Source organism: Actinomycetota bacterium (assembly GCA_030776625.1).
Taxonomy (GTDB): Bacteria; Actinomycetota; CADDZG01; order CADDZG01; family WHSQ01; genus MB1-2.
The window spans coordinates 218,108-229,905 of the sequence record JALYHL010000002.1 but is presented as its reverse complement, the minus strand read 5'-3'; the positions used below and the strand labels follow the sequence as shown (position 1 = coordinate 229,905).

General features: G+C 64.4%; 9 protein-coding genes. 1 reads left to right on the top strand and 8 read right to left on the bottom strand.

Going from position 1 to position 11,798, the window contains the following annotated elements:
• Positions 1–55 precede the first annotated feature (55 nt).
• Positions 56–1,909, bottom strand: a complete 1,854-nt coding sequence (locus tag M3N53_05295; protein ID MDP9067751.1) for an ABC transporter substrate-binding protein — start codon at positions 1,907–1,909, stop codon at positions 56–58.
• Positions 1,910–1,995: 86 nt separating this feature from the next.
• Complete coding sequence (locus M3N53_05290) at positions 1,996–2,982, bottom strand: ABC transporter permease (protein MDP9067750.1); 987 nt, start codon at positions 2,980–2,982, stop codon at positions 1,996–1,998.
• A 168-nt stretch (positions 2,983–3,150) separates the two neighbouring features.
• Between M3N53_05290 and M3N53_05285 the strand changes: the two genes are divergently transcribed.
• Positions 3,151–4,362, top strand: a complete 1,212-nt coding sequence (locus M3N53_05285; GenBank protein MDP9067749.1) for a cation:proton antiporter — start codon at positions 3,151–3,153, stop codon at positions 4,360–4,362.
• Positions 4,363–4,378: 16 nt separating this feature from the next.
• On the opposite strand, the gene M3N53_05280 is transcribed toward M3N53_05285, so the two are convergent.
• The 6 genes from M3N53_05280 to M3N53_05255 all read right to left on the bottom strand — a co-directional run bounded on the left by M3N53_05280 (position 4,379) and on the right by M3N53_05255 (position 11,773).
• Positions 4,379–5,431: a dipeptide ABC transporter ATP-binding protein gene (locus M3N53_05280; GenBank protein MDP9067748.1), complete on the bottom strand. Its 1,053-nt coding sequence runs from the start codon at positions 5,429–5,431 to the stop codon at positions 4,379–4,381.
• A complete protein-coding gene (locus tag M3N53_05275) occupies positions 5,424–6,470 on the bottom strand; it encodes an ABC transporter ATP-binding protein (GenBank protein MDP9067747.1) in 1,047 nt (348 codons plus the stop codon). The genes M3N53_05280 and M3N53_05275 overlap by 8 nt, the downstream gene beginning before the upstream one ends.
• Positions 6,470–7,570 (bottom strand): ABC transporter permease, encoded by a 1,101-nt coding sequence (locus M3N53_05270; protein MDP9067746.1) that lies wholly within the window; start codon positions 7,568–7,570, stop codon positions 6,470–6,472. Before M3N53_05270 ends, M3N53_05275 begins: the two co-directional genes overlap by 1 nt.
• Complete coding sequence (locus M3N53_05265) at positions 7,563–8,486, bottom strand: ABC transporter permease (GenBank protein ID MDP9067745.1); 924 nt, start codon at positions 8,484–8,486, stop codon at positions 7,563–7,565. The genes M3N53_05270 and M3N53_05265 overlap by 8 nt, the downstream gene beginning before the upstream one ends.
• A gap of 84 nt (positions 8,487–8,570) precedes the next feature.
• Positions 8,571–10,205, bottom strand: coding sequence for an ABC transporter substrate-binding protein (locus M3N53_05260; protein ID MDP9067744.1), 1,635 nt, complete (start codon positions 10,203–10,205; stop codon positions 8,571–8,573).
• 104 nt (positions 10,206–10,309) lie between these two features.
• Positions 10,310–11,773, bottom strand: coding sequence for a M56 family metallopeptidase (locus M3N53_05255; GenBank protein MDP9067743.1), 1,464 nt, complete (start codon positions 11,771–11,773; stop codon positions 10,310–10,312).
• Positions 11,774–11,798 lie beyond the last annotated feature (25 nt).

The following is an 11,798-nucleotide window of genomic DNA, read 5'->3' as shown; positions in this document are numbered from 1 at the left end:
TTGACGGGGCGGCTCCCTCTCACGACATGTTACGGGTGCAGCTTGGCCGTATTGCCTACTCCGCCGCCGATTCGTCGATGGCGATGTTCGACCAGGCCACATGACCGGCGAACTGGTCGAACTCGAACTTTGTGACCCTCGGACTCGTCCCGAACACGACCTGAGCATCCAGGTACGGGATCCACGGGACGACCTCTTCCATCAGCTTCTTGTCGAGCTCAGCCCAGCAGTCCAGTCGCTCCTGGCCCGCGAGCTCGACACAGGCAGCGATGTCCTCGTCGACACTCGGGATGGGCTCGTCCGGCATGTCGATGCCGCACTCCTTCGCCTTCTCCTCGGTCAACCCGACGAGCGAGTAGTTGTAGTTACCCGTGCACGGGAAGTCGCTGTCGAAGAGGAACCCGACGAACGTGAAGGGGTCTGGGTAGTCCTTGCCCCACCCTGGCCGGATCGAGATGGGAACCTCTTTCGCGACCGTCTGGATCGGCGTGTAGGCGTCGGTGACCTCGCGGGAGTCCAACGTGATGCCGATCTTCTCGAGCGAGCTCTCGACCACCGGAAGCATGTCAGTGTTCGGAGGCGTGTTGCTTCCGATCTGCAGAACGCCGTCGCAGACCGGGTCGTCGCAGACACCATCCCCATCGGTGTCGTACTTCGACTGCTTCATCTCCTCCTTGGCCGCGGCCTCGTCACCGGCGCCGTTCTCGCTCGGGTACGGGTTGTAGTCCGCGAGAGCTTCGTTAAGCATCGCGTCCGGGATGATGTGGGTCGCTATCTCGCCCTGCGTCGGGCCACCCCACGCGCGCTGCAAACCCTCTTTGTCCATCACGAGGTTCGCCGCCTTCCGGACGTGGATGTCGTCGAACGGCGGCTCCGCCAGGTTCATCGTGATGTACCAGGTGCGGTCACCGGGGTTGATGTAGAGCCTCTGCTTCAGCTCGGGGTCCTGGACGAACTTCCGCAGCGTCGCAGGCGTCGGGGTGTAGACGAAGTCGACCTCACCCGCGATCACCTTCTGCTCGAAGTCGTTCGTGTTGGTGTTGAGCGTGTGCTCCATGCCGTCGATGTTGTTCTGGCGGTACTCGTCGGTGGCCTGGTCGTAGTCGGGGTTGCGCACGAAGACCTGGCTCTTGGTCGGGTTGAACCCGGAGATCGGCTTCATCGTGTCGCAGCTCGAGATGTCCAGGTCCTCGGAACCCTCGAGCATGTAGCCCGCGGACGAGATGACGTAGCGGCCGTACTCGCCGGCCTTGGTGAAGCACTTCGCGACCTCTTCGGGGATCGGCGCCGTCGCAGGCATGGCCACGCGGTTCAGGAAGTCACCGGTCGGCTTCGTCAGCGTGAAGACGATCGTCTTGTCGTCTGGGGTCTCGATACCCTCGATCCCGCCTGGGCCCGGGTCCTTGCCGATCTCGAGGCCCTTGATGATGCCCTCGTAGTAGTTCGCGTACTGCGCGACCTGCGACTCGGTCGCGATGCGGCGGAACGCGTACTCGATGTCCTTCGAGGTGATCTCGCGGCTCACGGGGGGGCCGAACTTGATCCCTTCCTTCAGCTTGAACGTGTACGTAAGCCCGTCGTCGGAGACCTCGGGGAGGTCCTCGGCGAGGTCAGGGACGATCTCGTTCCCCGGGGTCCCCGCAACGTGCGGGTAGCTGACGAGCGTGCGAAGGAGCATGTTGGTCATGACCGCCCACGCCTCTCCCAGGTACTCACCCGTGGGATCGAAACCGTTCGTGAACGCGAACTCCTCGCTCTCCCACGTAGCGACGCCGCCCTTGGTCACCTCTCCGGTGTCCTCGGTACCCGTCTGCGCAGGACCGCCGTCGGTGTCGCCACCGCACGCGGCAGCAACGAGTGACAGGATCAGCAGCAGCGCTACGACCCAGAGATTCTTCTTTCTTGGCATCACTTACTCCTCTCGGTTGGAACAGTCTTGCGTCGGAAACCTTGCTCGGGCTATCGCTCACTTACCTCCTTGTCTTGGGCAACCGATCAGCGTCCGGCACGTGGATCGAGCGCGTCACGAAGCCCATCTCCCAACAGGTTGAAGGCGAGCGTCGTCAGCACGAGGAACAGTGCGGGAAAGATCATCATCCAGGGCGCGATCTCGAGAAGGCCGCTCGCATCGGAGAGCATCCGGCCCCACGAAGGCGTCTTCTGCGGCACGCCCAGGCCGAGGTAAGAAAGCGCGGCCTCGAAGATGATGTTGTTCGGGATGATCAGCGTCGAATAGATGATGATCGGCGCCACGAGGTTCGGTAGAACCTCTTTGAACATGATGCGCCGGTTGCTGGCGCCGAGGGAGCGGCTCGCCTCGATGAACTCCTTCTCGCGGATCGACAGCGTGTTGCCGCGCACGATCCTCGCGATATAGGGCCAGCTGAAGGCGGCGATGATGAAGACGACCAGCGACAGCCCGGGCTTGATCCGGCCGCCCAGACAGCCTTCCTTGCTGGTGGAGCACGCGGCCGCAACACCGATCGCGAACAAGAGCAGGGGCAGCGACAGGATCACATCGATCATCCGCGAGATGACCGTGTCGATCTTGCCGCCGATGAACCCTGCAGTCATGCCGAGAACGACGCCGACCGACACAGAGATCCCGGTCGCGATGATCGCAACGAGAAGCGACGTCCTGGCCCCGTAGATCACGCGCACGAACAGGTCGCGGCCGGCCTTGTCGGCACCGAAGATGTAGGTCTCGTTGGGGCCCTTCGGCAGCCCGAACTCGTCGGTCATCTCCCGCGACAGCGTCAGGTCGTTCGGACCGCGGTGCGCGACCTTCTCTGCGATGAGCGGGGCGAAGATCGCGGTTAGCGCCAGCAGCAGGATGACGGCGAGGCCAACGAAAGCGACCTTGTCTTGTTTGAACCGCAACCAGAACAGCTGCCGGGGGGTCCGGCCCTCGACCTGTTCGGAGTCCTGCCCGGAGATCGGACCCTGAACGGGCAGCCCGACGTCCTCGATCGCTTGGCTCAACTTCCCCCCGTGTACTACCGCTGTCGCAGGCGGCAGTGTATGGCCCGTTGAGCCGGCCACGCAATGCCTCTGGCCGAAGAAGCTACTACAGATGTCGTAGCAGCGGAACCAACGCGGGCGAGACGGGCGTCAGCCACAGCAGAGGCAACGCTTAGAGTCCGCCCGGTTATGTCGACCGAAGCGATCCTCCTAGATCTGGCGCTGATATTCACCCTTGCCAAGGTCTTCGGCTACCTCTTCGAGCGCCTCCGCCAGCCTCCGGTCATAGGGGAGCTCCTGGCCGGGATCTTGTTCGGGCCGCATCTGCTCGGTCTCATCGGGGAGTCCCACACACACGAGGTCTTCCAGGAGCTAGGGGCGATCATCCTCTTGTTCGCGGTCGGGCTGGATACGCCGCTGTCAGAGCTGAAAGTGGTCGGGGGCAGGGCGCTCGCTGTCGGCGGCTCGGGGATCGTTCTGCCCTTTGCCATCGGATTCGCTCTGCTAGCCCTGGCCGGCGGCGAGACGGCAGAGGCGTTGTTCCTGGGTACGGCCATGGTGGCGACCTCTGTGGGGGTGACGGCGCGCGTCCTCGCCGACCTCGGGCGGATCCGTGAACCGGAGAGCCGCGTGATCCTTGGCGCCGCGGTAGTGGACGACGTCCTCGGGCTGCTTGTTCTGGCTATCGTCGCCGGGTCGGTAACAGGAGACATCACGATCGGCTCCGTGCTGTTGTTGGCGGGTCTCGCGATCGGCTTCGTGATCCTCGTGGGGGGCCTCGGGGCGCAGGTGGTGAACCGGGCGACGCCACTGCTGGACCGGATGGGCCAGCTTCGCGTCTTCACGATCGCCCTGGCGCTGTGCCTCGCGCTGTCGGCGACCGCGGGGGCGCTCAACCTCGCTGCCATCATCGGCGCGTTCCTCGCAGGGATGGCGTTCGCCGAGACCCGTGATCGGTACAAGTTGGAGGAGCGGCTGACGCCGGTCTACTCGTTCTTGGTTCCGTTCTTCTTCGTCGTCACCGGCACCTTCGTGGACCTGAGCGTGTTCGCGGACCCGCGCAACCTCGTTCTTGGACTCGCGGTGATCGTGCTGGCGATCGCGGGGAAGCTCGTGGGGTGTGGGGTGGCCGCCGCCGGGATGGGACGACGCTCCGCGCTGATCGTGGGCACCGGCATGGTCCCGCGCGGCGAGGTAGGCATCCTCGTCGCGTCGATCGGACTCGCGGAAGGGATCATCGGCGATGACCTTTACGGGATCGTCGTGATGATGAGCGTTGTTACGACGATCGTCGTCCCTCCCGCTCTGACGGCTCTATTCAAGGACCGTCCCGAGCGGACAGACCACACACCGCACGATCACGCGCGTCACACGCACGAGATCGAAGGGATCGGCGGCTAAACCGCGAGACGTCAGGTCAGGCAGTTTCGGTCACGACTACCTGCTCTATCTCGGCGAAGTGGCAGGCGGCCGGATGGCCTTGCCCTCTGTCGATGAGAGCGGGCGTCTCTTCTGCACAGATGTCTTGAGCCTTCCAACAGCGCGTGCGGAAGCGACAGCCCGACGGTGGGTTGGCGGGGCTCGGCACGTCGCCCTGCAGCATGATCCGCTTCTTCCGATCCCGGGCGCGCGGGTCCGGCACGGGGACCGCCGACAAGAGTGCCTGCGTGTACGGCATGGAAGGCCGCTCGTAGACGTCCGCCTGGTTGCCGATCTCCACGATCTTCCCGAGGTACATCACCGCGACGCGGTCCGAGATGTGTCGCACCACGGATAGATCGTGAGCGATGAAGATGTACGAGAGCCCGAACTCGTTCTGCAGGCTCTCCAACAGGTTCACGACCTGCGCCTGCACCGAGACGTCGAGCGCCGAGACCGGTTCGTCCAGGATGATGATCTCGGGATTGAGCGCGAGAGCGCGTGCGACTCCGATGCGTTGACGCTGCCCGCCGGAGAACTGGTGCGGGTACCGGTTGGTGTGGCCCGGATCGAGACCCACTACCTCTAGGAGCTCCTGCACCTTCTTGTCGCGCTGGTTCTTCGGGACGACTCCTTTATGAATGTCCCACGGCTCGGAGATGATGTCGCCGACCGTCATGCGCGGGTTCAAGGAGGCATAGGGATCTTGGAACACGATCTGGATGTTGCGGCGCAGCGTGCGGAGCTCTTTCTTCTTCATGGTGAAGACGTCGCGGCCCTTGTAGAAGGCCTGACCAGAGGTCGCCTTTTCGAGACGCAACAACAGCTTGGCGGTCGTGGACTTGCCGCATCCGGACTCGCCGACGAGGCCCAGCGTCTCTCCCGGATAGAGGTCGAAGCTCATGTCCGACACCGCTTGCACCGCACCGATCTGCTTCTTGAAGATGATCCCCTGGGTCAGCGGGAAGTGCTTCACGAGGTTCCTGACGCTGAGGATCGGCTCGCCGCGGCCCCGCGGCCGGTCCTGAAGCTCTGCCGGACGATCAGCCATTCACGGGCTCCTTCGGCGACACGACCTCTTCCCAGTAGTGACAGGCGCTGCGCCTGTCGCCGGCTACCTCGTAGAGGGGCGGCACCTCGTCTACGCAGCGCCGGCGCGCATACGGGCACCTCGGGTGGAAGGGACAGCCGGTCGGGATCCGCATGAGGTTGGGAGGCGCCCCCTTGATCGGGTTGAGGTCTTCGCCCTTCTGATCGATCCGAGGGATCGACGCCATCAGCCCCTCGGTGTAGGGATGTGCGGGGTTCCCATAGATGTCGTAGACGTTCCCGGTCTCCACGATCTTTCCCGCGTACATCACGGCGAGCCGATCCGAGACATCGGCTACGACGCCGAGGTCGTGGGTGATGAGGATCAGTCCCATACCGGTCTCCGCTTGAAGGTCGTGCAGCAGCTCCATGATCTGGGCCTGCACGGTCACATCCAAAGCCGTCGTCGGCTCGTCGGCGATCAGGATGTCCGGGTCCAACGAGAGCGCCATCGCGATCATCACACGTTGCCGCATCCCGCCCGAGAACTGGTGCGGGTAGTCGTTGACCCGTTCTCTGGCGGAAGGGATCCGAACCCGATCCATCAACTCGATCGCCTTTTCCTTCGCGTCCGCCTTCGACATCCCCCGGTGCACCCGGAACATCTCGCCGATCTGGAAACCCACCGTGAATACCGGGTTCAACGCGGTGAGCGCGTCCTGGAAGATCATCGAGATCTCGCGACCTCGTACCGCGCGACGTTCCGACTCCGGGACCTTCAGCAGGTCCCTGCCCTTGTACCGGATCGCTCCGCGCGTGATGAAGCCGGGAGGCGAATCGATGATGCCCATGATGGCTTGCGCGCTGACGCTCTTGCCCGACCCGGACTCGCCCAGGATCGCCAACGTCTCGCCAGGATCGAGCGTGTAGCTGATCCCGTTCACCGCGTTCACGACGCCGTATGGCGTGCGGAACTCGACGGCGAGATCTTCTACCTCGAGAAGGTGACCTTCGTAATCACGCGCCCTGGTTTCGAACGTCACGCCCGTGTGCTGCATCATCAGTGGAGCCTCGGATCCAGCGCGTCGCGCAGAGCATCACCCAGCAGGATGAAGCTGAACACCAACACGACGAGGAAGGCTGCTGGGAAGAACAGCAGATGGGGGTACTCGAGGATCCGGTACTGCGCGCCGCTGATCATCAAGCCCCAAGAGATCGCCGGCAGTTGCAAACCCACACCCAGGAAAGACAGCGTGGCCTCCACCGCGATGATGATGCCCACGGTGATCGTCGCGTAGACGATCACCGGCGCCAGACCGTTCGGCAGGATGTGCCGTTGAAGGATCCTCCAGTCGCTCGCGCCGAGGGCTCGCGCGGCTGCGACGTAATCCATCTCTTTGACGCTCAAGACCGACGACCTCATCAGGCGCATCATCGTCGGCCAGCTGAACAGCAACAGCGCGAAGCTGACTTCAGGCACGCCCCTGTTGTTCAGGGTGTTCAGAACGACGATCCCGCCGAGCGTGATCGGGATGGCGAAGATGATGTCCGCAAAGCGTGCGATGAGACCATCGACCCAGCTACCGTAGAAGCCCGAGAGCGATCCCAGAGACACTGCGATCACCGAAGCGAAGAAGACGGTGAACAACCCGATCGTCAGAGACACTCGAGCTCCGTAGATCACGCGGCTGTAGTAGTCACACCCCTGCACGTCGAAGCCGAACGGGTGCCCGGGACTCGGGCCCCGGATCAGGAGCTTCCCGTCGACGATGTTGTTGCGCAGGTTGCAAGACAGCAGCGGATCCTGGTCGGTGAACAGCTGCGGGGCGACAGCCATCACCGTGTAGACCAGCAGCAGCCCCAGCGGCAGGATGAAGAACGGGTTTCGACGCAGCTGCCGCCATGCGTCCCCCCACAGGCTCGCCTGCCGCAGCGGCGCGTCACCCGCCGCGGCCGTGACGGCCGCCCCCGGGCCGGAGGGATCGGGACCGGACAAAGACGGGCCGTGGTCGATCGTTTCCTGTTGCGGCTCCTCCAGACCAGGCAACTCCATGCCCTCGCCGGGTTCCAGCGGCCGATCACGCTCAGTCATCGACCGGTCGCGCTGATCGACGGGCTCTAGTGGAGCGTCGCCGCCCGTCCGCCGCTCCTCATCAGTCATATCGGATCCGCGGGTCCAGAACCGCGTAGAGCAGGTCGACGATCAGGTTGGCGAACATGAAGATGAGAACTCCGGCCGTCACGATCCCCACCACTAGCGCTCCCTCCTGCCCGCGGATGGCGAGGAAGACCTCACGCCCGATACCCGGCATGTTGAAGATCGTTTCGGTCACGATGGCGCCACCCATCAGGATCCCCAGGTCGACGGCGAGGTACGTGATCACCGGGATCAACGAGTTACGCAAGGTGTGGCGCCCAACTACGCGGATGCGGGAGAGGCCTTTGGCCGTTGCGGTGCGGACGTAGTCGGCGCGCAGGTTCTCCCCGAGGCTCGTACGGAGAAGACGCGCGACGTAGCAGAGAGACAGTGAACCCAGCACCATCGCGGGAAGGAAGAAGCTCTCCGTCCCGTCCTGGATACCTGCGATCGGGAACCACCCGAGCTCCGCGCCCAGTATCAGCTGAGCCAGGAACCCCAGGACGAACACCGGAACGGACACGACCGTGATCGTCGACACCAACACTAGGTTGTCGATGAAGGAGCCCCTCCTCAGTCCCGCAAGCACTCCCGCCAGCACACCGAGGGTGGCCTCGAAGATGAACGCGAACAGTGCCAGCTTCGCCGTGATCGGGAACTTCTCTTTCATGATGTCGATCACCTGCTCGCCGCGGAAGGTCTGACCGAAGTCACCCTGGAACAGACCTCCGATGTAGTAGCCGTACTGAACCGGGAGCGTCTCGTCTAGGTGGTACTCCTCGCGGAACTCCCGCTGCACAGCAGGAGACAAGGGCTTCTCTCCCGCGAGCGCCCTGATCGGGTCGCCCGGCAAGGCGAAGACCATCGCGAAGATGAGGAAGGTCGCCCCGAAGAAGACGGGGATGATCTCGAGGAATCGCCTGATGAAGTACCGGCCCACCACTCCCCCTTGAGGAACAGGAACGGCCGGCTCGAAGGCCGGCCGTTCCGTTCGATGCTACCTACTTGCATATGTCCTTGCTAATTACGCGCTGCCGCCACCCACTACCTCGACATCGTCGAGACGCACGAAGCTGAACACGTCGACGATCACGTTGGTGACGTTCTCGCTGTGGCCCGCGTTCGTGACACCGAACCAGGTCGGGAACGCGGGAAGGTCCTCGAGGATCTTGTCCTCGGCCTGCTGGTACAGCGCGATCGCCGCGTCCAGGTCCTCTGTTGCGTTCGCCTGGTCGATCAGCTCCTGCGCCTCTTCGCAGCCGTGCTCCTCGTAACCGAACTCCTGAGAGGACCCCTCACAGCCGAAGATCGGCTCCAGGTAGTTCTGCGGGCTCGGGTAGTCGAACACCCAGGCGCCGCGGTAGGGGCCGGTGATCTTCTCCTCCTCTTGCAAGGTCAGGTACTCCTCGAACGCGAGCGACTCGAACTTGACCTTGACCCCGAGCGCGTCGCGCACCTGGTTCGAGTAGGCCTCCATCCACTCTTCGTGACCGCCGTCGTTGTTGAACCACAGCGTGACCTCGTCGGGGCCGCCGTTCTCGTCCCACAGACGCTTCGCCTCCTCGGGATTGAACTCGCAAACGGCGCCGCAGGCGTCTTCGCGGAATCCCGGGACCACCGGCGCGATGATCGACTTCGCCGGCTGGTAGGTGCCCTGGAAGATCGCGGTCGTGATGGCTTCCCGGTCCATCGCCATCGACATCGCCTGGCGAAGCTCCAGCTTGTCCCACGGCTCCTGGTACATCGGGAACCCGATATAGCCGAAGTACGAGCTCGGGACCGAGATGAAACGCTCGCCGAGCTCCGAAGGTGCCTGGGCGAGGTTCTCCGTCGGGATGGTGTCGGTGATGTCGAGGTCGCCGGCGATCAGGTCGACGTATGCAGTGTTGAGGTCCGCGTAGATCCGGAACTCGATCGCGTCCGCGTTCGGCTCCTCCCCCGCATAGTCGGCGAACTTCGTGACGTTGATCTCCTGGTCGTGCTTCCACTTCCCGTCCATCTCGTACGGGCCTTGGCCGATCGGCTTCTGGTTGTACGCGTCGGGGTCGTCGAAGAACGCCTCGGGCAGGGGGTAGAAGGCGCCGTAACCGACCGTCAGGGGGAACTGGCTGAAGGGCTCGGACAGCGTCACCTCGAAGGTCGTGTCGTCCACGACACTCAGGCCGCTCATCTCATCGGTCTTCGGGTCACCCTTCTCGGGGTTGAGGTCGTCGTAGCCCTCGATGTTGGCGAAGAAGTAACTGTTGAGCGCCTTGTTCTTCGCGTTGGCCGCCCAGTTCCACGCGTCTACGTAGTTCTGCGCGACGAGCGGCTCACCGTTGTGCCAGGTGTAACCCTCTTTGATCTTGACCGTCCACGTCTGGAGGTCTTCGCTCTCGATCGATTCCGCCACGTCATTGAAAGGCTCGGCCGTCTCGGGGTCGAACTCCACCAGAGGGTCGAAGAGCGCCTGAAGGACCTGCGACCCACAGGTCTCCTGGGTGTTTCCGGGCTGCAGGAACTGCGGCTCGCAGATCCCGACCGAGAACGTGCCACCGGTCGCGCCGCCGGTGTCTCCCGTGTCTCCGGTGTCACCACCGTCATCGCCACCACACGCAGCCGCCACGAGGGCAAGCGCGAGTAGTAGGGCCATGAGCGACATTCGTTTGGTTCGTCGCATCTCCCCTCCTGTGTTCGTCGCTGCAGCATCCGCGCCCAGCGAATCGGCCGATGCTACCACCGTAGTAGTAGGGCCGAACGAGCGCGTAAAGAACGGCGGGCGCGTTAGCGCAGGGGCTGCGGGCCCGGAAGCGGGCGAGTCAGAGCCGAGATCCGATAGAACCCGAACGGGCCGATCTGCGGAGTTCCGGGCAGGGGAACAGCGCGCCACCCCTGGGTTACCTCGGCCGTGAGGATGCGCGGGGAGAGGCCCCTTCGCTTCGCCCACAGAGCCATGGCGTCGATCCACCGGGGGAGATCCTTCTCTCGCAGGAGGTAGCCGTTGCCGAACAGGGAGAAGCGGGCCGAGGCAACCCCACGAGCGTCGCCTCTTCGCCCCTTGGCGCGGGCGGCGGCGGCGGCCTCCTGCTGCGCGCGTGCCCTCTGAGCCTGGATGCCTCGGTCCTTGAACCACAGCGGGACGTCGCGGGTCTCCGCGGCTCCCCACACGATGGCGAAGTCCGCCTGCTGCGCGACGCGAGCGCCTGCTTGGAGGCCGAGCACAGCGGCGAGGCAGGCAGCCGCGATGTAGGGGAGGTGAGTGCCGCTGAGGGGACGGGACGGACCGTCGGCGAGGACCAACAGGTTGGCCACCCGACGCCTGAGGCCGGCGCCCTTTCGGAGGAATCCCAGCCCCGGCTGAACCGCCCTGGATGGCCCGGACCGCATCAACTCGCACATCCTCAGGAGGCTGGACGCGAGCGCGAGAGGTTTTCCCGTCAGCAGAGCGGCCAGGCGATCCGCCTCGAACTCCCGCTCGGCGACAAGCCGTCTCAACGCGACGTGCGCGACGGGGTTCCACGCAACGAGGTCACGCAGTACACCCCCGATCACCATGACGGGGATGTCGCGCGACGCGATGTGCGCGATCTCATGCGCCAGGATCCCGTCGAGCTCGTCCGAGGTCAGGTCCTCGACCAGACGGGCAGAGATCAAGATCCGCTGGGTCCTGATCCCGGTGACGAACGCCCCCGGTACGTCGGGTGGCAGGAACAGGGTGGTCGGCGGCGTGCGCAGGCCGGCGGCCGAAGCAAGCACCGCGACGCGCCCCGCGAGATCCAGATGTTGCTGGGATGCGCGGTCCAGAGGCTGGCAGCGCGAGACCAGTCGCCTCAGCGCGATCGCGCCGGCGAGGCGCCGCAGAAGCATGAACGACGTGAATCCGGCTCCCAGCGCGAGCAGCCACGTGCCGGGCGCTCCCGACAGGACATAGGGCACCAGACCGCCGGAAGCACCGTCGGCCACGAACAAGAAATGCAGCAGACCCCAGTCGGGCTTCTCGAAGACCTCCGGCGCGAGCGGCTGGAGAACCGACACCTCCGGCAAGACGCTCTTCTGGAAGAAGAGGGCCGCCACGAGCGGGAGCCCCAATGGGAGGCCGAGAAGGATCGACGACGCGAGCGCGCCCGGACGGTCGATCAAGCGGCGCAGGAGCAACGCAACGGGAAGCGTCACGAGGGACACCGCGAGGATGACGACCCATGCGGAGTTGGTCTCGATCGTGACGATGGTCGGAGCTGCGGTGATCATGCTGGCGCCATCTACCCCCCGGTTA

What these genes read in the sequence shown, in the direction of transcription:
- M3N53_05295 (MDP9067751.1), bottom strand. Translation starts at nt 1,909, where the DNA reads ATGCCAAGAAAGAAGAATCTCTGGGTCGTAGCGCTGCTGCTGATCCTG.
- M3N53_05270 (MDP9067746.1), bottom strand. Translation starts at nt 7,570, where the DNA reads ATGACTGATGAGGAGCGGCGGACGGGCGGCGACGCTCCACTAGAGCCC.
- M3N53_05275 (MDP9067747.1), bottom strand. Translation starts at nt 6,470, where the DNA reads ATGATGCAGCACACGGGCGTGACGTTCGAAACCAGGGCGCGTGATTAC.
- M3N53_05260 (MDP9067744.1), bottom strand. Translation starts at nt 10,205, where the DNA reads ATGCGACGAACCAAACGAATGTCGCTCATGGCCCTACTACTCGCGCTT.
- M3N53_05255 (MDP9067743.1), bottom strand. Translation starts at nt 11,773, where the DNA reads ATGATCACCGCAGCTCCGACCATCGTCACGATCGAGACCAACTCCGCA.
- M3N53_05280 (MDP9067748.1), bottom strand. Translation starts at nt 5,431, where the DNA reads ATGGCTGATCGTCCGGCAGAGCTTCAGGACCGGCCGCGGGGCCGCGGC.
- M3N53_05285 (MDP9067749.1), top strand. Translation starts at nt 3,151, where the DNA reads ATGTCGACCGAAGCGATCCTCCTAGATCTGGCGCTGATATTCACCCTT.